Genomic DNA, 23,171 nt, shown 5'->3' on the forward strand with positions numbered 1-23,171 from the left:
CGGCGCCCGCCTACCATCGGTGCCGTGACCTCCCCACGCTGGCCCCGCTCGGTCTACGGCACCGGCACCGAGCCCGACCCGCGCTTCTCGCTGGCCAACGAGCGCACCTTCCTGGCGTGGATCCGCACCTCCCTGGCGCTGCTCGCCGTGGCGGCCGCGGTGGACGCGCTGCCGCTGGGCGTCGGCGAGGCCGCGCAGGCCTCGCTCGCGGCGGTGCTGGCGCTGACCGGGCTGATGGCGGCCTTCCACGCCTGGCGCGGCTGGGCGCGCACGGAGCGGGCGATGCGCCAGGACACGCCCATGCCGGGCAACGCCGCGGGCGTCGTGGTCGTCATCGGTGTCGCGGTCGCGGGGGTCGTGCTGCTGGTCGCCACCCTGATGCAGGTGGCGGACTGACCGTGCCCACGAGGGACCCGGGCCTGCAGCAGGAGCGCACCGCGCTCGCCTGGCGGCGCACCGGCCTCGCCCTCGTCATCGGCGCGCTGACGATCGGCCGGCTGACGATGGACACCCTCGGCACCAGCGTGCTCGTCCCGGCCGCCGCGGCCGCCGTCCTGGCGGCCTGGGTGGTGAGCGTGACCCTGCGCGGCCGGCGTTACGCCCTGGCCCACCCCGACGAGCCGCACTTCGACCGCATCCTGCGGGACGGTCGGGTGCCGGCCGTGGTCGCGCTCGTCACCGTGGCGCTGGCCGTGGGCGAGCTCACCGCCGCCCTGGTGCAGCTACTCACCCTCCGCTGACTAGCCTGCCCTGATCGTCAGGCCGACGGTGACGACGTCGCCCAGCTCGATGCCCTCGGCGGCGCGCACCGCGTCCTTGACCGGCACCCAGAACGACCCCTGGCGCGGCCACAGCGAGGTCGTGAACCGGGTGGCCCCGATGCGCCCGGTGACCGGGATCATCCCCCAGCCGTAGGTGACCTCGCGCATGATGTCGCCCAGCCACGCCGACTCCTCCGGCGGGGTGACGAGGAAGTGGAAGGGCGCGGGCCCGCGCCACTCGACGACCTCCGCGCTGAACTCCAGGTCGGCCATGACGCCGACGCTACCCGGGGTGCCGGACAGGAGCGGTCCGCGTCCCGCCGCTCTGTCGGACGGCAGGCCTACGCTCGGTCCATGGCCGAGACGTGCCGCTTCACCGCCGAGCTGTGGCGCTGGGCCGCCGCGCAGGACGCCTGGTTCTTCGTGACGCTGCCCGACGACGCGAGCGCGCTCGTGCGCGAGCGCCCCCGTCCCCGGCGCGGCTTCGGGTCGGTCCGCGTCGAGGTCACGGTCGGCACGACCACCTGGCGCACCTCCGTGTTCCCCGACAGCGGCAGCGGACGCTACGTGCTGCCGGTGAAGAAGGCGGTCCGCACCGCCGAGGACCTCGAGGAGGGCGAGCCGGTCGACGTGCGGCTCTCGGTCCTGGAGTGAGGGCCGGCGGGACTACCGTGGCCGCCGTGATCATCCGCCCCGTCCGCCCGTCGGAGCACGCCCGCGTCGGGGAGCTCCTCGTCGCCGCCTACGCCCCCAGCGGGATGCCGCCGGAGGTGCCCTACTGGTCAGCGCTGCGCGACACGGCCGCCCGCACCCGCGACGCGGAGGTGTGGGTGGCCGAGCTCGACGGCGCCGTCGTCGGCACGGTCACCTGGGCCGGGCACGGCTCCGGCCAGCGCGAGATCGCGCGGGAGGACGAGGCGGAGTTCCGGATGCTGGCCGTCGACCCGACGGCGCAGGGGCGCGGCGTCGGGCAGGCGCTGCTTGCCGCGGTCGCGGAGCGGGCGCGCCAGGACGGGTATGCAGCTCTCGTCCTGTGCAGCGCCACGTGGATGGCCCCCGCCCACCGTCTCTACGCGCGCGCCGGCTTCGACCGCATACCGGAGCGCGACTGGACCCCCGTGCCCGGCGTCGACCTGCTGGCCTACCGGAAGGCGCTCTGAGCGGACGCACCACGTCCTCGGTCGGGGCAGGCGCGTACACACGACGTCGTCGGTCGGCCTGGAGGCGTACACACGACGTCGTCGGTCGGGAGGGGGCCGTCGGGAGGGGGCGGGCGCGGCCCGTGTCCTTCGACTGACCGGCTGCCCCCCGTGTGAAAGGCTGGAACCAGCGGCACAATGGGGCCGTCGGACCGCCGGGTCCACCAGGGGGTCCCCGCCGCGCCACGACTCGAGGAGAGAGACGACATGAACGACCAGCCGCTCGCCGCACCGCAGCCCCTGTCGGCTCCCGCGCCCCTCACCCTCACGGCGCCGGCTCCCGCGGAGCCGGTGGCCGAGACCGCGGCCCCGAAGATGGCGCCGCCGGTCGACCCCCAGGCGGTCCCCGCCCTGGACAAGAAGGTCGAGGACTTCCTGCACGGCCTGACCCAGACCGAGACCCGTTCCCCCGAGTTCGCCAAGCGGGCCGCCGACGTCCGCACGATGGGCGACGCGGAGATCCGCAGCGCCGCCGAGACCTCCAACCGCCTGCTCAAGTCGCCGGTGCGCGCGCTCAACGAGGGCGGCATCTCCAAGGAGTCCAAGGTGGGGCGCACCCTGATGGAGCTGCGCCGCACCGTCGAGGACCTCGACCCGGCGCAGGCCGAGGGAGCCAAGAAGTTCCTCGGGATGATCCCCTTCGGGGACCGGCTGCGCGACTACTTCCGCAAGTACGAGTCGGCCGAGAAGCACCTCGACGGCATCCTCCACGCGCTGCGCAGCGGCCAGGACGAGCTGTCCAAGGACAACGCCGCGCTCAACATGGAGAAGCAGCACCTGTGGGACTCCATGGGCCGCCTCAACCAGTACGTCTACATCGCCGAGCAGCTCGACGCCAAGGTGTCCGCGCACGTGGCGATGCTCGAGGAGACCGACCCCGAGACGGCCAAGGCCATGCGCGAGGACGTGCTGTTCTACGTCCGCCAGAAGCACCAGGACCTGCTCACCCAGCTCGCGGTGTCGATCCAGAACTACCTGGCGATCGACATCATCATGAAGAACAACATCGAGCTCATCAAGGGTGTCGACCGCGCCTCGACGACCACGGTCAGCGCGCTGCGCACCGCGGTCCTCGTCGCCCAGGCCCTCAACAACCAGCGCCTCGTCCTCGACCAGATCACCGCGCTCAACAGCACCACCTCGGACATGATCCAGCGCACCTCCGAGATGCTGCGGGACAACTCCGTGGCGATCCAGGAGCAGGCGGCCTCCTCCACGATCGGCCTGGAGCAGCTGCAGGCCGCCTTCGCCAACATCTACGAGACGATGGACGCGATCGACGCCTTCCGCTCCCAGGCGCTGGACTCCATGTCCCAGACGATCGGCGTGCTCGAGGGCGAGGTGGAGAAGTCCCGCGGCTACCTCGACCGAGCCCAGCGCACCGACGCGCGCCTGGCCGGCGGGGACCTCGACCTCGGGGACGTCCCCCCGACGCGCCGATGAGCCGGAGGCGCTGAGGAGCATGGGGTTCTCCGACCTGCTGGACCGCATGCTCGGGCGGGCACCGGCGCAGGAGCAGGAGCGTCTCGTCCTGCCGCCGCCGCCCACCGCCGACGACGTGTATGCGGCCCTGACCCAGACCGAGGAGCTGCTCGCCTCCAGCGCGCTTCCCTCGGTCGTCACCGCGCGCGCCCAGCGCGTGGTCGACACGGTCCGAGACACCGTCCCGCGCCTGGGACGCGTCAGCGGCAGCGACCTCGGCTACACGGTGGTGGCGACCGCCACCGACTACCTGCCCGAGGCGGTCGGCGCCTACCAGCGCCTCCCCCGCCGGTATGCCGACACCCGCCCCGTCGACGGCGCCAAGACCTCGCTGATGGTGCTGGTCGACCAGCTCGACCTGCTCGGCCTGACGATGGACCGGGTCTTCGACGCCGTCTACCGCGACGACGCCCGTGAGCTGGTCGCGCAGGGCCGCTTCATCGCCGAGAAGTTCGGCAGCTCAGGCACCGGCGGCCGGCTGCGGATCACCGACGACGACGAGGCGCCCCTGCCGGAGCAGCCCGACGACCCCACCGGACCGGTCAGCCCCGTCTCCCCGCTCGCCCCGCCCGAAGGAAGGGACCGATGACCACCCAGCCGCTGCGCGAGGCGGTCGACGTGCTCGCCCGGGTCGGTCGCGAGGCCGGCCTCGACGAGGGTGCCGTGCGCGCCGAGGGCATGGCCCTGGCGGCAGCCGTCCTGGAGCGCGCGACCGACGCCATGGCGATGGCCCAGGCCTGGGGGCAGACCTTCGGCCGGCCGGCGGTCGACTACTTCGAGATGGTGCCGCGCGGCCGCCGCTACGGCTCGATCCCCACGACGCTGCTCGGCACGCTGCTCGCCGAGTCGAGCCCCAGGGCCCACGGGTATGCCGTCGCGCTCGCCGACGTCGCGACCGCCGCGTGCACCGTGCCCGGCGCGGATGCCGACTCCGTCGGCCGGGCCGCCGTCGCGGCCCGCACCCAGCTCGCCGCCGCCGGCGTCTCCGGCCACTCCACCGCCGACACCCCCGTCCACCCGCCCCCCACCCCCGACCGGGGACACGGTGTGCACGCCCCCACCCCCGACCGAGGACGTGGCCTGCCCCAGGACCCCGGGGCGCTGAGCCAGTGGTCGCAGGAGCTGCTGCACCGCGCCCAGGAGCAGGGCGACCGCGTCCGCCAGATGCTCGGCGAGATGGGCCGGCTCGGTCAGGCCGGCGGTCCGGGCGGTCAGGTGCCGCCCTACCCGCCGGGCACCGCATACCCCGACCCCGCGGCGGGCGCGCCCGACCCCCCCGCCACCTCTCCCGACCAGGTCGTGACCCAGCCCCCGCCGGAGGGGACGCCCGAGCCCGAGCCGCAGGAGCCGCCCGAGCCCGAGCGCTCCGTGGAGGAGCTGCTCGCCGAGCTCGACGCCCTCATCGGCCTGACCCGCGTCAAGGCCGAGATCCACCGGCAGGTCGCGGTGCTGAAGATGGACGCGCGCCGTCAGGAGGCCGGCCTCAGGGTCGCGACGCTGACCCGGCACCTGGTCTTCGTCGGCAACCCCGGCACCGGCAAGACCACGGTGGCGCGGCTCGTCGGCGGCATCTACCGGGCCCTGGGGCTGCTGAGCAAGGGCCAGCTGGTCGAGGTCGACCGCTCCGAGCTGGTCGCCGGCTACCTGGGCCAGACCGCGGCCAAGACCGCCGAGGTCGTGAAGTCCGCGCTCGGCGGCGTGCTGTTCATCGACGAGGCCTACAGCCTCAACGGCGACCAGTACGGCAAGGAGGCCATCGACACCCTGGTCAAGGAGATGGAGGACCACCGCGACGACCTCGTCGTCATCGTGGCCGGCTACCCCGAGCCGATGGCGGAGTTCGTCTCGATGAACCCGGGCCTGGAGAGCCGCTTCCGCACGATCATCGAGTTCGACGACTACAGCGACGACGAGCTGGTCGCGATCCAGCGGGTGCTCGCCGAGCGGATGGACTACGACGTCGCCGAGGAGGCCACCGAGCGGTTCCGGGAGATCCTGGCCGCCACCCCGCGCGGCCCGTCGTTCGGCAACGGCCGGTTCTCGCGCAACCTGCTCGAGGCGGCGATCGGCCGGCACGCCTGGCGCCTGCGCGACGTCGACGAGCCGACGGTCGAGGACCTGCGCACGCTGCGGCGCGAGGACTTCGAGGACCGTGACCTGGTCGACACGACCGTCGCGCCGGTCGCGCACGCCGACCCGGCGCAGGACGACGTGGCCACCCAGGACGACCAGCCCGCGGAGGACGACCGATGAGCTCGCCGGCGGGCCGCCCCGCAGCGGCCGCGCAGGGGCAGGGGGCCCAGGCGTCGGCCCCGGCACCCGGCGGGGCCACCTCCCAGGGCGCCGCGACCCAGTCGACCCAGAACGCTCCGGCGCAGGCCGGCGGCGGGCAGACGCAGCCGGCCCAGCAGGCCACGCCCGCGACCCCCGACACGCAGCGGTCCAGCACTCCCCGGCTGCTGCGGGTCGCCCGCGGGCTGGCGACCGCCGCCGCCCTGCTCACCGGCGTCGTCGCGACCGGCACCTTCGACACCGGCGGGGTCAACAGCACACCCAACGTCATCGCCGAGCAGTGGGTCGCCGCGGAGGAGGCCCGTGTGGAGATCGCGCAGGCCGACCTCGTCGCGGCCCGAGGCGTGGCCGAGGCGGTCGCCGGGCAGGACCCGGCCGTGGACCTCGAGCCGGCCCTGACCGCCGCCGCGGACGCCCACACCCGTTCCGGCGCCACGGGCGCACGGGCCGGCACCACCGCCGCCGACCTCGTGCGCACCGGCCTGCTGACCCGTGACGCGCTCGACGTCGCCGCCACCGACCCGGCCGCCGCGGCCGAGCTCTACGGCGCAGCCAGCGCCCTGGCGCAGGACGCCGGCGCCACCGCCGAGGACGTCGCCGGTCTGCACGCGACGGACCTGCAGACCGGCTCGCGCTCGCTGCTGACCGCCGTCGTCGGGATGGTCTCCACCGCGCTGCTGGGCGCGGTCCTGGTCTGGCTGGCGCTGCGCACGCGCCGCATCGTCAACGTGCCGCTGCTGCTGGCCACGGCGATCACGGGCTGGCTCACCTACGTCTCGCTCAACCCCGGCGCGCTGCCCCTCAACATCGACCAGCGGGTCGACGAGGCGACGACCGTCGCGACCGCGCTGCAGGAGGTGCGGCAGGCCCGCCAGGCGGAGTACGCCACGGTCCTGGGGCTGGAGGGCGCGGCCCTCGAGGACACCGCCGGCTCCGCGACCGAGGCGGTGGGCGCGGTCGGTGAGGACGGCCCGTCGGCCGCCTGGGAGGCCGTGGTGGCCGGCCACGACGCGGTCACCTCCGCCGAGGGGCCCGAGGCACGGCTGGAGGCGGTGCGCGCGACCGAGGACGCCTGGGCCCAGGTCGACCTGCAGCTGCAGCAGCGCCTCGACCAGCGCCTGGAGCCGGCGACCGCCTCGATCGGGACCCCGGCGGCCGTCACCTCCGGGGTGGCCCTGCTCCTGGGCCTGGTCGCCGCGGCGGCCGCGTGGAGCGGACTGACCCGACGGCTGCGGGACTACAGGTGAGCCAGGCCGCCGGCGGGGCGGACGACCACAGACCGGCACCCGTGCCGGGCGAGGAGGGACCAGTGACGAGGACGTGCCGGTGAGCGAGGACGACACGCAGCGGGGGCCCGAGCGCCCGATGCTCATCCTGGGTGACGACCTCCCGGACGTGGAGGACACCACCCCCGAGGAGCTGCGCCGCCAGCAGGAGGAGGCGCGCCGCGAGATCGAGCGGCAGCGGCGCGAGCTGCAGGAGGAGATCGAGCGCAGGCGGCGCGAGGCCGAGCGCGAGATCGCCGAGATGGAGGCTCAGAAGGAGCGCGAGCTGCGCGAGCGCGAGCGTGACCTCGAGCGCACCCAGAAGAAGCTCTACCGGCGCGAGTCCCGGCTGCTCAGCACGGTGCGGCGCAAGGGCAGGCCGGTGCCGGAGCGGCTCGTCCAGCGTCCTGCACGGCCGCCGCTGCGCGAGCGGGGGCTGCGTCGCTCCGGGCTGGGCGTCTGCCTCGGCCTGGTCGCGGCCCTGGGGATCGGCGTCGCCGGGACCGCGGCCGGCACCGGTTCCGACCCCGAGACGGCCGCCGAGCTGGAGGCGATGGACCGGGCCATGGTGCTGCACATGCGGTCCGGGCTCACCGCGGACGAGGTCGTCGCGGCCCGCATGGCAGGCCAGCCCCTCCCCTCCGCGGAAGACGGCTCGGTCCCCGGCGAGGCGTTCGTCGACGAGGCGGTGGCGCTGGCCCCGGACTCCCGGCGCTACGGCGAGCGGACCCTCGAGCGCATCGAGCAGGTGGCCGACGAGCAGACCGGGACCGTGCGGGCCTTGACCCTGTGGTCCCAGGCCCGCGACGAGGCCGGCTACGCGGTCGGCAGCTGGGACGTGGCCGACCTGCGCGAGGAGGCCGCCGACGAGGGCGCGGGTCCCCTGGTCCTGGGCATCGTCGGGCTCGTCGCGCTGCTCGTGCTGCTGGCGATGGCGGTCGCGGTCAAGGCGTGGGTGGCGGTGCCGGTGCTGCTCGTGGCGACCGTGCTGGGGGTCGGTGTGCTCCCCGCCGCGGCGACCGGTGTCACCAACGGCGTCGGGCAGGCCGCCGAGGACCACGACGTCGCGTCGGAGGCGCTGGAGGACGTCTACGAGCAGGTCGGCCGGGACCTGGAGGCGGCCTACGGCGTGAGCACCTCCTCCTACGCGGGCCTCCCGGAGTACTGGGTCGAGGACCCCTTCTACGACATCCCGGAGCCGGGCACGCTGCAGGACTACCTGCGGGCCCGCGAGGCGGTCGGCGAGGCCGACGGTGACGAGGCCACCTATGCCGCGGCGGCCGACCTGGCCGCGACGGGCCGCACCGCCTTCGAGGCGCGCGTGCCGGCGGTCGAGGAGACGCGGGCACGGATCCTCGACGGCCTGGCGGGCTCGGGCGACCGCGCCTGGCCGGTCCTGCTGGGCCTGGGCGCCGCCGCCCTGGTGGTCGCCGGGGTGGCGGTGTCCGGCGGGCGCAGGGAGGGCCGATGAGCACGCGGTATGCCGTCGCGCCGGCCGCGCCGGGGGCGCTCGGGGCCGACGTCCCCGCCCCCGAGCTGCTCGCCTACCTCGACGCGATGCTGCGCTGGCGCGACCAGCGCCGCACCGAGCTCGAGGCGCTGGACCGCGCGGCGATGGAGCTGGCCGAGCCGCAGGAGCGCGCCGCCGTCACCCCGGACGTGACGCTGTCGATGACGCTGTGGCAGGCCGTCGCCGACCGCCTCGAGCTGCTCCTCGCCACCTGGGACAGCGGCCGGGTCGGGGAGAACGAGCGCCGCCGCATCACCACGCTGGTCTGGGGCACGCTCGAGCAGCCCGGGTCACGCGCCGGCGCGCAGGCGCTGGCCGTCTCCCTGCCGGAGGCGTGCCGGCTCTCGGACTCCCTGGCCACCTCGCTGCGCTCCCGGCTGCGCCTCGACGGGTCCGACCCCCGCACGACCGAGCGGCTCACCGCCCTGCGTGCGCAGGTCGCGCGCATCGCCGACCAGGTCGCGCTCGTCCCCGAGAGCCGGCGCAGCTCGGCCGCGCAGGCGCACGCCCTGCTGGAGCGCCGCGTCGAGGACGTCACCGAGCGGCTCCGCCGTGGCGCCGACGTCGGCGGCTTCCTGGGGCCGCTGGAGGCCGAGGCCGCCACCGTCGAGCGCGACCTCATCGTCGCCGCGTCGGCCCGCGCGCACGCCAAGGCCGACCACGCCCAGGCCACCCGCGAGGTCGCCGAGCTGTCCGCCCGTGGCGAGGCCGTCCTCGCCCTGGCCAGGCGCGCCCGCGAGCTGGTCACCCCCGCGCCCACGCTGGGCGTGCCCGACGTGACCCAGCTCGGAGCGGTGCCGAGCGAGCCCGAGGAGCTCACCGCATACCTGTCCCGCCTGGAGCGCGTGGACCGTGCCCTCGGTGTGGCCCAGACCAGCTACGCCCAGGCGCTGGCGCGGCGCGAGGAGCTGGCCCTGCGCGCCAGGACGGTGCGCGAGGCGCTGCAGGGCGACGCCGACGCCACCGCCGCGATGGCCTCCCTCGCCCAGCAGGCGCAGGCCCTCCTCGAGGCCCGCCCGACCGACCTGACCAGGCTCGAGGCGCTGGTCCAGGCCCAGGAGACCTTCGCCCGGACGATGGGGGTGCGACTGTGAACCACTGCGTGCAGCCGGGGTGCACCGGCGTCTACGAGGACGGCTGGTGCAACGTCTGCGGCTCCCCCGAGCCGACTGCCGCGCCCGTCGCGGCGACACCCGTGGCGACCCCGTCGGAGCCGGCAGCGGCCCCGGCCCCCACCGGGGAGGAGGTCCCCTCGGGCATCTCCGGGCAGGTCGACTCCCAGGTGGCGACCCCCGGCCCCGGCCGCTCGCGCGAGGCGCTGCGGGCCGCCGTGGTGCGCCGGCAGCGGGCCCACGCCGCCCTGCGCCGCTCGACGCTGGGGATGGGCCTGACGCAGGTGCCCCCCGTCCCGGTGGGCGACCCGATGCAGGCGCTGATGGTCGACCCCGAGGTGCCCGAGGAGCGGCGGGTGTGCCCCAGCTGCGGGGCCAAGGTGGGGCAGGCGGCCGGCGAGGCGGGCGGGCGCCAGCAGGGGTTCTGCCCGCAGTGCCGCGCGCCCTACTCCTTCACCCCCAAGCTGGCGCCGGGCGAGCTGGTGGCGGGCCAGTACGAGGTGGCGGGGGCCCTCGCCCACGGCGGCATGGGCTGGATCTACCTGGCCCGCGACAAGAACGTCTCCGACCGCTGGGTCGTGCTCAAGGGCCTGCTCAACACCGGTGACTCCGACGCGCTCGACGCGGCCGTGGCCGAGCAGCAGTTCCTGGCGCAGGTCAAGCACCCGCTCATCGTGGAGATCTACAACGTCGTCACGCACGAGGGCGACGCCTACACGGTGATGGAGTACGTCGGCGGCACCAGCCTCAAGCAGATGCTCAAGCAGCGGATGACCACCGCCGGGCGCTACGACGCCTTCCCCGTCGATCAGGCGCTGGCGTTCGTCCTGGAGGCGCTGCCGGCGTTCAGCCACCTGCACGACCTGGGCCTGCTCTACTGCGACTTCAAGCCCGACAACCTCATCCAGGAGGGTGACGGGGTCAAGCTGATCGACCTGGGCGGCGTGCGGCGCCAGGACGACCTGGAGTCGCCGATCTACGGCACGGTCGGCTACCAGGCGCCGGAGGTCGCGGAGGTGGGGCCCTCGGTCGCCTCCGACATCTGGACGGTCGGGCGGACGCTGTGCGTGCTGACCTTCGAGTTCCGCGGCTACCAGACGGAGTACGTCGACGGCCTGCCGCCGATGTCGCAGGTGCCGCCGTTCGTCGAGCACGACGCGTTCTACCGGCTGGTCGCCCGGTGCTGCGCCCCCGACCCCAACGACCGCTTCCTGACCACCGACGAGCTGCGCACCCAGACGGTCGGCGTGCTGCGGCAGGTCGTGGCCTCCCGCTCCGACCACGCGGCGACGCTGTCGGCGCACTCGGTGGCCTTCGACCCGCCCGTCTCGACCGGCGAGACGCTCGCCTGGTGGGAGCTGCCCGAGCTCAAGCGCGACGAGTCCGACCCGATGCTCGACTGGCTGTCCTCGCTGCAGGTCAGCGACCCGGTGGCGCTGCACCAGACCCTGGCCGGGCACTCCGAGCAGACTCCGGAGGTGCTTCTCGCCCGGGCCCGCGCCGGCGTCCGGGTCGGCCAGCGGGCCTGGGTCGACGACGCGGTCCGCGAGCTGCTGCGCGAGAACCCGTGGGACTGGCGGGCGTCGTGGGTCCGCGGGCTGTGGGAGCTGTCGCAGGCGGGCACCGACGAGGAGCGCAGCCGCCGCGCGGGGCACACCGCCGCGGGGCACTTCGCCGCCGTCCGCGACGCGCTGCCCGGGGAGATCGCGCCCCGCCTGGCGCTGGCGCTGGCCAGCGAGCTGGGCGGCTACGCCAAGGCGGCCGAGCTGGACTACGAGCGGGCCTGGCGCACGGACGCCGCGTATGTCGCGCCCGCCGCCTTCGGGCTGCACCGGGTGCGGCTGGGCCGCGGTGACGTCGACGGCGCGATCCGGGCCCTGGACTCGGTGCCGGCCGGCTCCCGGGCGCACCCGCGCGCCCGGTGGCTGCGGGCCGAGCTGCTGCGGCGCCGCGGCAGCCTGGCCGACCTGCGCGAGTCGGTGCACGCCGTGTCGCGGCTGACGCTCGACCCCAAGCAGCGCGCCCTGTTCAACGCGACGATCTACGAGCAGGCGCTCGCCCAGGTGGCCAAGGACGGCGAGCGCGCCGACTGGCGCCTCGGCGAGGTCCCGGTCACCCGGGACGCGCTGCGCCGGGCCCTGGAGCAGGAGTACCGGGTCCTCGCCGACTACACCCCCGACCCCGTCGAGCGGGCCACGCTCGTCGACCGTGCCAACGCCGTACGCCCCTGGAGCTGGACATGACGACCGAGCCGACCGAGCCGACCGAGCCGAACGAGACGACCGAGACGACCGAGCCGACCGAGCCCGGCGAGCACCCCGCGCCCCCGCCCCCGGAGTCCTCCCGACCGACGACGCCGGATGCACGCCCCGACACCCCACCGACGACGTCGGATGCACGTCCCGACACGGCACCGACGACACCCGAGGAGCCGGAGCCGTTCGCCGACGGGCCTCCACCGCTGCCCCAGCCGATGCTGGTCCTCGACGGCGAGCTGCCCGAGGAGCAGCCGCCGGCGCCGCAGGAGGAGGTCGACCACGGGACGTGCCGGTGCGGCGGGAAGTTCGACGCCGACGGCTGGTGCACCGAGTGCGGCGAGCGCCGGCCCGAGCCGCGGCACCACTTCACCGCCCGGCCCTCCGACCGGGTCGGCGCCGTCTGCGACCGCGGCATCCGCCACGCCGACAACGAGGACGCGATGGCCGTCTGGGACGGCGGCGAGGGTCGGGTCGCGCTGGTGGTCTGCGACGGCGTCACCACCGCGACCCGCTCTGCCGAGGCCAGCCTCGCGGCCGCCGAGGCGGCGCTGCAGGTCCTCACCGGGGCCACGGACGCCCCCGCCGAGCGCCTGGTCCGGGCCACCGACGCCGCAGCGGAGGCGGTGGCCCAGGTGGGTCGCGACTTCCCCGACTCCGCCCCGTCGTGCACGTTCGTGTCGGTCGTGGTCGAGGACGGCCTGGCGACGTTCGGCTCGGTCGGCGACAGCCGCGGCTACTGGGTCCCGGACGAGGGCACCCCCCAACGCCTGACCACCGACGACTCCCTGGCGGAGGAGCAGGTGCGCGGAGGCATCGACCGCGCGAGCGCCGAGGCGAGCCCGCTGGCCCACACCATCACCCGCTGGCTCGGCCCCGACTCCCCCGACCACCGGCCCGTCATCACGACCCAGGAGGTGACCGCTCCGGGCTGGGTGCTCGTCTGCTCCGACGGCCTGTGGAACTACGCCTCCGAGCCCGCCGACCTCCGCGCCGTGGTGCGCGAGGCCGAGGGACGTGCGGGCCGTGACCCGCTCGACCTGGCCCAGGCCCTGGTCGCCTGGGCCAACGGCCGCGGGGGCGTGGACAACATCACCGTCGCGCTGGCCCGCACCGGCGCCGGGGCGAGCGAGGTCCCGGTCCCCGCCTCCGAGGCGGGCGACGCCCCGGCGACCGCGTCCGAGGCGACGGTGGAGACTGCATACCCGGCCGCTGCCGACGCCCCGCGCGAGGGGCAGGATGGGACCCATGGCTGAGTTCACCGCGACCGTCCACCAGAACGAGTTCCTGCCCGACGGTGGCACCGACGTCCACGCGATCGTCTCGGTCACCTGCACCGGTGCGGGCACCGTCACGCCGATGAGCTCGGCGTCGGGCGAGGCCGGCGAGATCATCATCGTCGACGTCTCGGGCTCGATGGACGTGCAGGGCGTGCAGGCCGCGGCGTATGCGGCGTCCGCGGCGCTGGACCAGATCGTCGACGGCGTCTACTTCGCGATCATCGCCGGCAACCACGAGGCGGCTCTGTGCTACCCCGACGGGATGACGGCCGCGATGGTGCGCATGTCGCCGCAGACGCGGCTCGAGGCCAAGCGCTCGCTGCAGCGCCTGGCGCCCGGGGGCGGCACCGCGATGGGCCGCTGGCTGCTCGCCGCGGGGCAGCTGTTCGGCACCGTCCCGACGCTGGCCAAGCGGCACGCGATCCTGCTCACCGACGGCGCCAACCAGCACGAGACGCCGCAGGAGCTGAGCTGGGCCATCGAGCAGGTGCGCGGCCGGTTCCAGGCCGACTGCCGGGGCCTCGGTGCCGCGTGGCAGGTGGCCGAGGTGCGGCGCATCGCCGAGGCGCTCATGGGTGGCGTCGAGCTGATCCGCACCTGGGACGGGCTGCCCGAGGACTTCGCGCGCCTGATGCAGCAGTCCATGGGCCGCGGGGTCGCCGACGCCCAGCTGCGGGTGTGGGCGCCGCAGGGCGCGGAGGTGCTCTTCGTCAAGCAGGTCTCCCCCACCCTGGAGGACCTCTCGCCGCGGCGCACCCAGCTCAACCCGCTCACCGGCGGCTACGACACGGGAGCCTGGGGCGACGAGACCCGTGACTACCACGTGGCCGTGCGGCTGGCGCCCAAGGCGGTCGGGCAGGAGCAGCTCGCCTCGCGCGTGCAGCTCGCCGTCGGCGGCACCGTCGAGGCGCAGGGCCTGGTCAAGGCGCGGTGGTCGGCCGACAGCCTGCTGACCGCCCAGATCAGCCCCGAGGTCGCGCACTACACGGGGCAGACCGAGCTGGCCTCCGCCATCCAGGACGGGCTGCGTGCCAAGGCCATCGGCGACGACGCCACGGCGACCTCCAAGCTCGGTCGAGCGGTCCAGCTGGCGCGGGAGACGGGTGACGAGGCCGCGACCTCACGCCTGTCCCGCGTGGTCGACATCGAGGACGCCGCGACCGGTCGGGTCCGGCTGCGCCGCCACGTCGACAAGCTCGACGAGATGGAGCTCGACACGGCCTCCACGAAGACGACGCGGGTGCGCCAGCAGTGAGCGCCCGCTGTCCCGAGGGTCACCAGAGCGAGTCGCTGGACTACTGCGACGTCTGCGGGTCGCCGATGGGTGCCGCACCTGTGGAGGAGGCCGGCGTCGGTGCCGCGCAGGTGTCCCCGGCCCACGGTGCGGCCGCGCCCGGGCCCGAGCTGCCGGCGGTCGACGCGTCGCCCCAGGCCGCGACGCAGACGTGCCCGCACTGCGGTGCCCTCAACGTCGCCGACGCCCTCTTCTGCGAGGCCTGCGGCTACGACTTCACGACCGGCACACCGCCGATGGGCTCCGAGCCGGCACCCCCGGTGACGCCGGAGGCGGACCCGGACGGCCCGGACGGTGACGACGGCGGTGCCAGCGAGGACGGCGAGGCGGGGTATGGCGTCGAGCCTCCCCCCGACATCGCGCCGAGTGACCCACTTTCGGTGTCCGAGACGTCCTCGGAGGCGACAGAAGTGGGACACTCGGTGGAGTCGACCGACGCCTCGCCCGCTGGACCGGAGCCCGGACCCGCACCCGAGCCGCACGAGCCGCACGAGCGGGACGAGCTCGGACCCGCGCCCCAGCCGCACGAGCCGCACGAGGCCGAGCAGCCCGCGGCCGCCCCGGCCGCCGCCCCCGCGGCCGCCCCGGCCGCCGTCCCCGCGCACCGCAAGGCACGGCATACCCCTCCCTCGCGCACCCTTGCCGAGGCCTGGGTGGTCGAGCTGTGGGTGGACCCCGACTGGTACGCCGTCCAGCAGACCGAGGAGGCCTGTCCCAGCGCCGGTGTGCCGGACACCGTCCTGCTCACCCGCAGCACCGCCCTGGTCGGCCGGCCGTCGGGCAGCCTGGGCGTGCGCCCGGAGGTCGACGTGGGCGCCGACAGCGCGGTCTCGCGGCGCCACGCGCAGCTGACGAGCGACGGGCAGCGCTGGTGGGTGGAGGACCTGGGCAGCAGCAACGGCACCTTCGTGGGCACGGTCGGCGAGCCGCTGCCCACCGAGCCGCTCCCGCCGGGGCAGCGCGTGGAGATCGACCGGGACGACCGGCTCTACGTCGGTGCCTGGACCCGCATCGTCCTGCGGCAGGCCACGGAGTCCGAGCGCCGGGGCACGGGCTGACCCCGCGTCCGGCGTGACGCGGGCTGTCCGGGCGACGCCCGGCGTGCCGCACGCTGTCAAGCCGACGGTGGGACGCCTAGAGTCGGGGGCATGTCACCCCAGCAGGACGCGCCCTCCTCTCCCGGACGCCCCCCGAGCAGCCGAGGCCGGCTGCGCCGGTCCGGGCAGGCGCTCGTCCGGGTCGGCGCCGTGCTGCTCGCCATCAGCCTGGTCGTGGCCCTCGTGGGCGGCCTGACCACCCGAGGTCTGATCAACAACCTGCGCGACAACTCCGCCGAGCTGCTCGACGGCACCGCCACGGTCTCGCTGTCGGCGGGGGCGCAGCGTGCGCTCTACGTGACGGGCGGGCTCGTCGCCCCCGGGGAGGACCTGCCCACCCCGGTGGAGGACATCGACTGCACGGTGTCCGGCCCGGGGGGCGACGTCCCGGTCCGCCACCTCTCCGACGAGGGGCAGCGCGTCGGCCTGGACAACCCGCTGGCGCGCTTCCAGGTCGTCGGCTCCTTCCGCGCCGCCGAGGCCGGTGATCACACGATCGAGTGCAACGGCCTGGGCGTCGTGGTGGCCCCCGAGGTCAGCCCCGCCGACGGCCTGCTGCGTCTGGGCGCCCTCATGCTCGGCAGCCTGGGGACCTTCGCGGGGGTCACGATGCTGCTCATCGGCGGCATCCTGCTCCTCGTCGTGCGGCACGGCACCGACGAGACCGAGGACGACGGGTATGCCGTCGGCGACGGCGCCGAGCCCCCGTCCGAGGGGGCCGAGGAGTGGTGGGAGGACGAGACCCGCAGCCCGGCCGCGGTCCGCGCCGCCGACGGCCCCGAGGACGACACCGACGACGACACCGATGACGTCACCGACGACGTGGACGCAGAGACCGACGACGCGGACCTCGAGCTCGTCGGCGACGAGCTGGACGCCTCGGACGACGACTACGTCGAGCTGACCGACGAGGAGCTCGCCGCCCTCTCCGACGAGCAGATCGCCGAGCTGGTGGCCTCCGGCGCGCTGGTCTTCGTCGACGAGGACGGCGACGTCGCGCAGCGTGACGAGCCCTTCGACCAGGACGCGCAGAGCGACACCTACCGCTGACCTGCGTCCACAGGGGTCTGACACGGTCCCGCCCGGCCAGATAGGTTGGGACGCGTGAGCACGTCACCGAGCCAGTACTCCTCCGGGCAACCCGCCGTCCCGCCCCGCCGCAGCGGCATGACGACCGCCGGCAAGGTCCTCTTCTTCGTCGGCCTGGCCCTGTCGGTCATCGCGGTCATCGTGGGGATCTGGGGCATCAACCGGGCCATCCAGGACTTCTCGGCGATGGAGGCCGACGCCTTCCCGGTGGAGGGCACCGCCACCGTGCCGATGCAGGACGGTGACGTCCGCTTCATCCTGGCCGAGCCGGGGACCGACCCGGCCTGCACCGTGACGGGGCCGGACGGCGCCGACGTCCCCGTGGTCGCCGAGACCGCCCTGGACGACGCGGCCGCGCAGGAGGGCACGAGCCTGGTGGGCACCTTCACCGCGGGCGCCGCGGGCGAGCACACGGTCACCTGCGAGTCGGCGGCCGAGCTCAGCCCGGCCCTCGGCTTCCGCGACGCGATCGGCCTCGGCACGGCGGGCCTGGCCTTCCTCGCGCTCTTCCCGCTGGGGTTCATCACGCTCCTGGGTCTGGTGCTCTGGCTGGTCGGCCGCAGCCGTGACCGCAAGGCGGCGGCCGGGCCGGGTGGCTACGGCTACAGCACCTCCTCCGGCTACGGCGACGCCTCCTACGGGCAGGGCTACGGCCAGCAGGGGTATGGCGCGCCCGGGCCGGGCCAGCAGGGAGGTCTGAACGACGGACAGCAGGGGTATGCGGCACCGGGCCAGGGCTACGGCGAGCAGGGTGGCTCCGGCCAGGGTTACGGCGAGCGCTACGGCAGCCCGCCCCCGCCCGCGTCGAGCTCCGACTCCCCCTGGGCGGCCCCGCCTCCGCCCGGCAGCGACCGTCGGGAGGGCGGGGACGACGACCGGCGCTGAGTCCTACCGGTCCGTCGGGTCGGGCTCGGCCGTCCCCTCCCGTGCCGCGGGTTCGCCTGGCCTCTGCGGGCCTTCCCGCCCGTCGTCACGTGCCGTCGGCGGTGGCCCCGCCGGGTGGTCGAAGGTGACCTCGACCCCCTGGTAGTCCTTGATCATCGTCGAGGCGGTGGCGTCCCGGTAGGTCTGCAGGTCGGCCTCGGTGAGCGGCACGCTCGTCGTGAACGGACCGAGCAGCGCCCGCGGCCACAGCCGTTTGACCCGCACCACGTTGACCTCGACGGCGAGCACCACCAGCTGGGCCGCGACGAAGATGAACACCACCAGACCCAGCACGACCGCGAACACGCCGTAGGTGTCACCGGCCCGGCTGACGATCTGGTTGGAGTAGGCGATGCCGAAGCGCTGCAGCAGCAGCCACCCCACGGCCGCCACGAACGCCCCGGGCAGCACGTCGGCGTAGCGCAGCGGGTAGGAGGTGCCCATCCACATCCCCAGGCTGAACACCAGCACCGCCACGAGGAAGCTGAACAGCAGGACCATCAGCGGCACCATCCGCCGCAGCTCGACCCCGTAGGCCCCGGCCGACGTCGCCAGGACCGTGCCGACGGTCGTGCCGAGCAGCATCAGGCCGGCGATGGCAATGAGGGGCAGGGAGTGGATCGGCGAGCGCAGCGGGTCGGGGCGCTGGTGCCGCGGCACGGCCCAGCAGATGTTCATCATGTGCAACGTCGCCTGCGAGGCGCGGATCGCCGCCCAGAGGGCCACCAGCGCGCCGATGACCAGCGCCGTCGTGCTCCCGCCGAACCCCTCGCCGCTGATCTCCCGCCCGATCACCGGGAACTGGCCGACCGCCGTGGACAGGATCTGGCTGCGCAGCTCGGGCTCGCCGTCCAGCACGAAGCCGAGCAGCGAGGTGAACAGCAGCATCAGCGGGAAGAGCGCCAGGAAGCCGTAGTAGGTGATCAGCACCGACAGGTAGACGCCGTGGTCGTCGATGAACTTGTAGAGCACCGCCACCGGGAACCCCAGCCAGGGTCGCCGGCGCTGCAGCTCGTCGAGCCGTCGCGGGAAGGACGTCACGGTCCTGATTGTGACTCACCGCAGCGCCGAGCACCGGCAGGAGCGACCGGTATGCCGTTCACGTGCCCGGACCGGGCGACGCCCGACGGGGTGGAGCCGGGTCCGTCCGTCGGGTAAGAATGGGCCGACCTCACCCGGCAGGGGGAAAGACCACCCGTGAACGACACCACCGGCGTCCCGGACGCCGACCACCTCCGCACGTCCATCCAGGAGCAGGCCCGTCTGCTCACCGGCCCCGACGTCTCCGACGTCGTCCGCGTCCGCGTCAGGCGGGCGCTGCACAGCGCCGGGGACCTGCTCGAGCTCTCCGGCGCCGAGCCCGCCCGCGACGTCGCCGCGCGCACCGTCGCCTGGCTGGCGGAGTCGGTGGGCGCCTTCCAGCGCCTCCCCCACGGCTTCGCCGGCGGGCACGCCGTCGAGGGCGAGCCGGCACCGCTGCTGCGCATCGTCGACGAGCTCGACCTGCTCGGCCTCACGCTCGACCACGCCTACGACGCCACCCGGCGCGGCGACGACGCGGCCCTGGACAGGCAGCTCGACGTCCTGCGCGAGCGCTACGCCGTCCGGACCTCCCCGGCCGCCGTCGTCCGCACCGCCGTCGTGCCACCGACCGACGTCGACCAGGAGGTGGTCGCCGACCGCGGCCTCGAGGTCGGCGCGGACGGCATACCTCGCGTGCCGGTGCCCGACCAGCCGGACGCGCACCACGAGACCCAGGAGCCCGCCCGATGAGCAGGTATGCCGTCGCCCCTCCCCCGCCCGCCGAGCCGGGCATGGCACCGCCGGACGAGGCCACCGACCGCTTCCTCTCCGACCTGGCCCGCTGGCGGCTGCGGCGCGAGCACGAGCTGCGTGCCCTCGACGAGCTGACCCGCACCCACCCCGACCGGGAGGCCCTCAACACCGACGTGACGGCCTCGATGACGCTCTACCACGCGATCGCCCAGCGCCACGACCTGCTGCTGGCCACGTGGGAGGACGTCAAGGACGGCGGTGGCGAGCGCGAGTGGCTGGCCCAGCTCATCTGGGGCGTGCTCGAGCCCCCGGACGGTGACGCCGAGGCGCTGGCGCTGCCGCTGCCCGACGCGCTGCGGCTCTCCGACGCGCTGGCCGCCTCCCTGCGGGCCCGCGTCGACGCGGAGGAGGACGTCTCGCTGGAGCACCGCGTCGGCGTCCTGGGCGACGAGGCGGCACGGGTGCGCGCCGACCTGGAGCGGCACGGCCCCGGGTCGCCGGAGGACCTGCCCGGTCGGCTCGAGCAGATCGAGGCCGAGGTGGACCGCGCCCGGCAGGAGGGCGCGGACGGCGGCCTGGACCTGGCGGACGTGGGCGAGCTCGAGTCGCGTCTGGCGGCCGTGGACCGGGCGCTCATCGTCGCGGCGGTCAGCCACGCGCACGAGAACGCCGACCGGGAGCAGGCCGAGAGCGAGCGGGCGCACCTCGTCGCCCGGGGCGAGGCGGTGCGCAGCCTGGCCGAGCGCGTGCTCAACAGCGTGCAGCCGGCACCCAAGCTGGGCATCCCCGACGTCACCGCCCTGGGCGAGGTGCCGGAGGGCGAGGACGAGCTGGCCGCCTACGTCGCCAACCTCGAGCGGGTGGGACGGGCGCTGGACCAGGCGCACGCCACCTACGCGGCGGCGCTGGCGCAGTATGCCGACCTCGCCGACCGGGCCGAGCGTCTCGCCAAGACGCTGGCCGGGTGCGGCGCCCCCACCAGCGTGGACCTGGCGGGGATGCTCACGGCCGCCAAGGAGTCGCTGCACACGCGTCCGGCCGACATCCAGCGGGCCTCGGCGCTCGTCGCGGCCCAGGAGGCCTACCTCGCCCAGCTGAGGCCCGACGCATGAGCGACGCCGCGCAGCCAGGGCAGGGACACCGCGTCGAGCCGGCCCGGCCGGTCGACGGCCCCGAGATCGAGGAGACGGCGCAGGAGTGCCCGCACTGCCACGCCACCAACGTCGGCGACGTCACCTTCTGCGGGTCCTGCGGCTACGACTTCGTCACCGGCACCCCGCCGCGGCCCGAGCGGGTGGCCGACGAGGCCAACGGCGAGGAGACGCCGCCGGTGCCGACCGCGCTGCAGGCCGCCGAGCCGCTGGAGGCCTACATCGACCCCCGGCGCGACGCCGACGACATCGAGCTGGCGACGACCGCGGCGGAGGTGGGCCTGGACCCCGACGACCTGCACCTGCGGCTGGAGGTACCGCCGGCCACGCCACCGACCCCCGGCGAGACCTTCGTCGCGCACGAGAAGCCCGAGCACCGGCCGCCCTCCCGTGCGCACGAGGGCCCGTGGGTGGCGGAGGTGTGGGTCGACCACGCCTGGTACGCCACCCGCGACACCGAGCAGCCGGTCCCCGACGCCGGTCCGCCGGAGGTCGTGCCGCTGACCGGGGACAACCTGGTCATCGGCCGCACCAACGTCGAGCGCGGCCTGCACCCGGACCTCGACGCCGGCACCGACGCGGGGGTCTCGGTGCGCCACGCCCAGCTGACCGGGGACGGGCGGAGGTGGTGGATCGAGGACCTGGACACCTCCAACGGCACCTACGTCGGCACCGTCGGGCTGCCGCTGCCGCAGGAGCCGGTCGAGCGGGGCCTGCGGGTCGAGGTCGACGAGGACGACCGCATCTTCCTCGGCGGCTGGACCCGTCTGGCCCTGCGCCGCGCCGACCTGCCGGACGACGACGCGGGAGCCTGACCGGGCGGTGCGCGGTCGCCCTTCCCCGCGGTGCGTGCGCGCCGCCGGTGGCACGGCATACCCCTGGGCCCTCCCGCCGGGGCCGCGACGGTGCCAGACTCGGGCCATGGACATTCCCCCCGAGGCCAGCAGTCCCGAGATCGTCCGCCGTGAGGAGGTCCCGACCGCGGTGGTCCGGGCCACGGTCCGGATGGACGAGATCAGCCAGGTCTTCGACCGCGCCTACCCGCTGGTGGCGTCCACGCTCGAGCAGCAGGGCGGCCGGCCGCTGGAGGCGATCGGCTACTACCCGTCGATGCCGTCGGAGACCATCGACGTCGAGGCCGGGTTCACCACCGCCGCGCCGGCGACGGACGAGGGCGACGTCGTCGTGAGCTCCCTGCCCGGCGGCGACGTCGCCCGGCTGACCCACCTGGGGCCCTACGACACGCTGGCGGAGTCGTGGGAGCGGCTCGGGCGGTGGGTGGCCGAGCAGGGACGCCGGCCGGGACGGGGTGTCTGGGAGGTCTACGTCAGCGAGCCGACGCCCGACAGCGACCCGGCGACCCTGCGCACCGACATCTACTGGCCGCTGGAGTCCTGACGCCGCGGGTGGGCGCGGGTGGGGTCGACCCGGGCGGGGTCGCTGCCGTCTCGGCGCTGACGGAAGGACCCGGCGGGGTCGGGCGTTGGCACCAGGTATGACGTCCTCCGCGCCCCTGTCCCTCTCCGTCCTCGACCTGGTCCCGGTCCGCACCGGCCAGACCACCGCGCAGGCGCTGAGCTCGGCGCGCACGCTGGCGCGGCTGGCGGACGCGTCGGGCGTGCGGCGCTACTGGGTGGCCGAGCACCACAACACGCAGTCGGTCGCCTCTACCAGCCCGCCGGTGATCATCGGCATGCTGGCCGCGGCGACCGAGCGGATGCGGGTCGGCTCCGGCGGTGTGATGCTGCCCAACCACGCGGCGCTGGCCGTGGCCGAGCAGTTCGCGCTGCTCGAGGCGGCCCACCCGGGCCGCATCGACCTCGGCATCGGCCGGGCTCCCGGCACCGACCCCGTGACCAGCTGGGCGCTGCGCGGCGGGGCGAGCGACCAGGACGTGGTGCAGCGCTTCCCGGAGTACGTCCAGCAGGTCATGGCCTTCATGGACCCGGCCGGCGCGGCCGTGCAGATCGGCCCGCGCCAGCACGCCATCACCGCCACCCCCTCGGCGGCCGGGACGCCGCCGGTGTGGCTGCTCGGGTCCTCCGACTACTCCGCGCGCCTGGCCGCCCAGCTCGGCCTGCCCTACGTCTTCGCCCACCACTTCGCCGGCCGCGGCACCGCCGAGGCGCTGGAGCTCTACCGCTCCACCTTCACCGGGCCCGGGGAGCCGACGACCTTCCTGACCGTCAACGCCGTGGTGGCCGACACGCCGGAGGAGGCCCGGCGCCTCGCCCTGCCCTTCCAGCACATGATGGCCAGCCTGCGGGTGCCGGGCCCGATGCGCCAGCGCCCGATCCTGACCGTCGAGGAGGCCGTGGACGAGCCGCTGCCGATCCCGGCCGGGGAGTTCGCCGCCGTGACCGAGCCGTGGCTGGTCGGCACCCCGGACGAGGTGGCCGGGCAGGTGCGCGACGTCGCGGCCCGGTACGGGGTCGAGGAGGTCATGGTGCAGCCGATCGGCGGCTCCTACGCCGACGAGCCGCTGGACCGCTCGCTCTCCCGCGAGCGCACCGTCACCGAGCTCGCCGCCCGCCTGGTGGGGCAGCCGGTCGCCTGAGCCCCGACGGGCCGCACCTCCCGGCGTGCACAACGACACCCGTCCTGCGGTTCTGGGCCGTTCTCGCCCGTTGTGCACGCCCGTCGTGCCGCGGGAGGCGTCCGGTCGTGGGTTACCGTGAGGCCCC

At 75.1% G+C, this 23,171-nt stretch carries 23 protein-coding genes; 21 read left to right on the top strand and 2 right to left on the bottom strand.

The genetic code is table 11. The features are described from left to right. Positions 1-24 precede the first annotated feature (24 nt). Together K330_RS0109225 and K330_RS22670 are read left to right on the top strand one after the other, a co-directional pair. Complete coding sequence (locus tag K330_RS0109225; RefSeq protein WP_022921549.1) at positions 25-396, top strand: YidH family protein; 372 nt, start codon at positions 25-27, stop codon at positions 394-396. A 2-nt stretch (positions 397-398) separates the two neighbouring features. Continuing rightward, positions 399-740, top strand: a complete 342-nt coding sequence (locus K330_RS22670; RefSeq protein WP_051145533.1) for a DUF202 domain-containing protein — start codon at positions 399-401, stop codon at positions 738-740. Here the strand turns inward: K330_RS22670 and K330_RS0109235 are convergent, their stop codons facing one another. Then, positions 741-1,034 (bottom strand): DUF1905 domain-containing protein, encoded by a 294-nt coding sequence (locus K330_RS0109235; protein ID WP_022921550.1) that lies wholly within the window; start codon positions 1,032-1,034, stop codon positions 741-743. Positions 1,035-1,115: 81 nt separating this feature from the next. Here K330_RS0109235 and K330_RS0109240 point away from each other — a divergent pair, with 81 nt between their 5' ends. The 14 genes from K330_RS0109240 (at position 1,116) to K330_RS0109305 (ending at position 17,521) form a co-directional block, all read left to right on the top strand. Next, positions 1,116-1,415: a DUF1905 domain-containing protein gene (locus K330_RS0109240; RefSeq protein ID WP_022921551.1), complete on the top strand. Its 300-nt coding sequence runs from the start codon at positions 1,116-1,118 to the stop codon at positions 1,413-1,415. Between the two features lie 26 nt (positions 1,416-1,441). After that, the gene (locus K330_RS0109245) at positions 1,442-1,921 is read left to right on the top strand and encodes a GNAT family N-acetyltransferase (RefSeq protein ID WP_202804513.1); all 480 of its coding nucleotides are present in this window, start codon (positions 1,442-1,444) and stop codon (positions 1,919-1,921) included. Positions 1,922-2,167: 246 nt separating this feature from the next. After that, positions 2,168-3,403, top strand: coding sequence for a toxic anion resistance protein (locus K330_RS0109250; RefSeq protein ID WP_022921553.1), 1,236 nt, complete (start codon positions 2,168-2,170; stop codon positions 3,401-3,403). 19 nt (positions 3,404-3,422) lie between these two features. Then, positions 3,423-4,031, top strand: a complete 609-nt coding sequence (locus tag K330_RS20305) for a hypothetical protein (protein WP_022921554.1) — start codon at positions 3,423-3,425, stop codon at positions 4,029-4,031. Then, positions 4,028-5,695 (top strand): AAA family ATPase, encoded by a 1,668-nt coding sequence (locus K330_RS0109260; protein ID WP_022921555.1) that lies wholly within the window; start codon positions 4,028-4,030, stop codon positions 5,693-5,695. The genes K330_RS20305 and K330_RS0109260 overlap by 4 nt, the downstream gene beginning before the upstream one ends. Then, on the top strand, positions 5,692-6,981 hold the full coding sequence (locus K330_RS0109265; protein WP_022921556.1) for a hypothetical protein: 1,290 nt from the start codon (positions 5,692-5,694) through the stop codon (positions 6,979-6,981). Before K330_RS0109260 ends, K330_RS0109265 begins: the two co-directional genes overlap by 4 nt. 79 nt (positions 6,982-7,060) lie before the next feature. Further along, the gene (locus tag K330_RS0109270) at positions 7,061-8,470 is read left to right on the top strand and encodes a hypothetical protein (RefSeq protein WP_022921557.1); all 1,410 of its coding nucleotides are present in this window, start codon (positions 7,061-7,063) and stop codon (positions 8,468-8,470) included. Next, a complete protein-coding gene (locus tag K330_RS20310; protein WP_022921558.1) occupies positions 8,467-9,603 on the top strand; it encodes a hypothetical protein in 1,137 nt (378 codons plus the stop codon). The genes K330_RS0109270 and K330_RS20310 overlap by 4 nt, the downstream gene beginning before the upstream one ends. Continuing rightward, positions 9,600-11,864: a serine/threonine-protein kinase gene (locus K330_RS0109280; protein WP_022921559.1), complete on the top strand. Its 2,265-nt coding sequence runs from the start codon at positions 9,600-9,602 to the stop codon at positions 11,862-11,864. Before K330_RS20310 ends, K330_RS0109280 begins: the two co-directional genes overlap by 4 nt. Further along, positions 11,861-13,132, top strand: coding sequence for a PP2C family protein-serine/threonine phosphatase (locus K330_RS22675; protein WP_022921560.1), 1,272 nt, complete (start codon positions 11,861-11,863; stop codon positions 13,130-13,132). Before K330_RS0109280 ends, K330_RS22675 begins: the two co-directional genes overlap by 4 nt. Continuing rightward, on the top strand, positions 13,125-14,411 hold the full coding sequence (locus K330_RS0109290; RefSeq protein ID WP_022921561.1) for a VWA domain-containing protein: 1,287 nt from the start codon (positions 13,125-13,127) through the stop codon (positions 14,409-14,411). The genes K330_RS22675 and K330_RS0109290 overlap by 8 nt, the downstream gene beginning before the upstream one ends. Further along, positions 14,408-15,508 carry an FHA domain-containing protein gene (locus K330_RS24045; RefSeq protein ID WP_022921562.1) on the top strand — a complete coding sequence of 367 codons (1,101 nt, stop codon included), beginning with the start codon at positions 14,408-14,410 and terminating at the stop codon, positions 15,506-15,508. The genes K330_RS0109290 and K330_RS24045 overlap by 4 nt, the downstream gene beginning before the upstream one ends. A 90-nt stretch (positions 15,509-15,598) precedes the next feature. Continuing rightward, complete coding sequence (locus K330_RS22685) at positions 15,599-16,597, top strand: hypothetical protein (RefSeq protein WP_022921563.1); 999 nt, start codon at positions 15,599-15,601, stop codon at positions 16,595-16,597. A gap of 54 nt (positions 16,598-16,651) precedes the next feature. Beyond that, complete coding sequence (locus K330_RS0109305; RefSeq protein WP_022921564.1) at positions 16,652-17,521, top strand: hypothetical protein; 870 nt, start codon at positions 16,652-16,654, stop codon at positions 17,519-17,521. 3 nt (positions 17,522-17,524) lie between these two features. Here K330_RS0109305 and K330_RS20325 read toward each other — a convergent pair whose 3' ends face one another. Beyond that, positions 17,525-18,601: a YihY/virulence factor BrkB family protein gene (locus K330_RS20325; protein WP_022921565.1), complete on the bottom strand. Its 1,077-nt coding sequence runs from the start codon at positions 18,599-18,601 to the stop codon at positions 17,525-17,527. A gap of 156 nt (positions 18,602-18,757) precedes the next feature. On the opposite strand from K330_RS20325, the gene K330_RS22690 reads away from it, so the two are divergent. The 5 genes from K330_RS22690 (at position 18,758) to K330_RS20345 (ending at position 23,044) form a co-directional block, all read left to right on the top strand. Further along, positions 18,758-19,333 carry a hypothetical protein gene (locus K330_RS22690; protein ID WP_022921566.1) on the top strand — a complete coding sequence of 192 codons (576 nt, stop codon included), beginning with the start codon at positions 18,758-18,760 and terminating at the stop codon, positions 19,331-19,333. Beyond that, on the top strand, positions 19,330-20,448 hold the full coding sequence (locus K330_RS20335; protein WP_022921567.1) for a hypothetical protein: 1,119 nt from the start codon (positions 19,330-19,332) through the stop codon (positions 20,446-20,448). Before K330_RS22690 ends, K330_RS20335 begins: the two co-directional genes overlap by 4 nt. After that, a complete protein-coding gene (locus tag K330_RS23670; protein WP_022921568.1) occupies positions 20,445-21,302 on the top strand; it encodes an FHA domain-containing protein in 858 nt (285 codons plus the stop codon). Before K330_RS20335 ends, K330_RS23670 begins: the two co-directional genes overlap by 4 nt. Positions 21,303-21,408: 106 nt before the next feature. Next, positions 21,409-21,885, top strand: a complete 477-nt coding sequence (locus K330_RS0109330; protein WP_022921569.1) for a GyrI-like domain-containing protein — start codon at positions 21,409-21,411, stop codon at positions 21,883-21,885. 97 nt (positions 21,886-21,982) lie between these two features. Continuing rightward, positions 21,983-23,044, top strand: coding sequence for an LLM class flavin-dependent oxidoreductase (locus K330_RS20345; RefSeq protein WP_022921570.1), 1,062 nt, complete (start codon positions 21,983-21,985; stop codon positions 23,042-23,044). Positions 23,045-23,171 lie beyond the last annotated feature (127 nt).

Source organism: Ornithinimicrobium pekingense DSM 21552, from assembly GCF_000421185.1.
In the GTDB taxonomy this organism is placed as follows: Bacteria; Actinomycetota; Actinomycetes; order Actinomycetales; family Dermatophilaceae; genus Ornithinicoccus; species Ornithinicoccus pekingensis.

Excerpts from the sequence above, each read along its gene's own strand:
- K330_RS20345 (WP_022921570.1), top strand. The coding sequence starts at position 21,983 with ATGACGTCCTCCGCGCCCCTGTCCCTCTCCGTCCTCGACCTGGTCCCG.
- K330_RS0109330 (WP_022921569.1), top strand. The coding sequence starts at position 21,409 with ATGGACATTCCCCCCGAGGCCAGCAGTCCCGAGATCGTCCGCCGTGAG.
- K330_RS0109240 (WP_022921551.1), top strand. The coding sequence starts at position 1,116 with ATGGCCGAGACGTGCCGCTTCACCGCCGAGCTGTGGCGCTGGGCCGCC.
- K330_RS20335 (WP_022921567.1), top strand. The coding sequence starts at position 19,330 with ATGAGCAGGTATGCCGTCGCCCCTCCCCCGCCCGCCGAGCCGGGCATG.
- K330_RS20305 (WP_022921554.1), top strand. The coding sequence starts at position 3,423 with ATGGGGTTCTCCGACCTGCTGGACCGCATGCTCGGGCGGGCACCGGCG.
- K330_RS0109250 (WP_022921553.1), top strand. The coding sequence starts at position 2,168 with ATGAACGACCAGCCGCTCGCCGCACCGCAGCCCCTGTCGGCTCCCGCG.
- K330_RS0109260 (WP_022921555.1), top strand. The coding sequence starts at position 4,028 with ATGACCACCCAGCCGCTGCGCGAGGCGGTCGACGTGCTCGCCCGGGTC.
- K330_RS0109235 (WP_022921550.1), bottom strand. The coding sequence starts at position 1,034 with ATGGCCGACCTGGAGTTCAGCGCGGAGGTCGTCGAGTGGCGCGGGCCC.
- K330_RS22675 (WP_022921560.1), top strand. The coding sequence starts at position 11,861 with ATGACGACCGAGCCGACCGAGCCGACCGAGCCGAACGAGACGACCGAG.
- K330_RS22685 (WP_022921563.1), top strand. The coding sequence starts at position 15,599 with ATGTCACCCCAGCAGGACGCGCCCTCCTCTCCCGGACGCCCCCCGAGC.
- K330_RS0109290 (WP_022921561.1), top strand. The coding sequence starts at position 13,125 with ATGGCTGAGTTCACCGCGACCGTCCACCAGAACGAGTTCCTGCCCGAC.
- K330_RS0109265 (WP_022921556.1), top strand. The coding sequence starts at position 5,692 with ATGAGCTCGCCGGCGGGCCGCCCCGCAGCGGCCGCGCAGGGGCAGGGG.
- K330_RS23670 (WP_022921568.1), top strand. The coding sequence starts at position 20,445 with ATGAGCGACGCCGCGCAGCCAGGGCAGGGACACCGCGTCGAGCCGGCC.
- K330_RS20310 (WP_022921558.1), top strand. The coding sequence starts at position 8,467 with ATGAGCACGCGGTATGCCGTCGCGCCGGCCGCGCCGGGGGCGCTCGGG.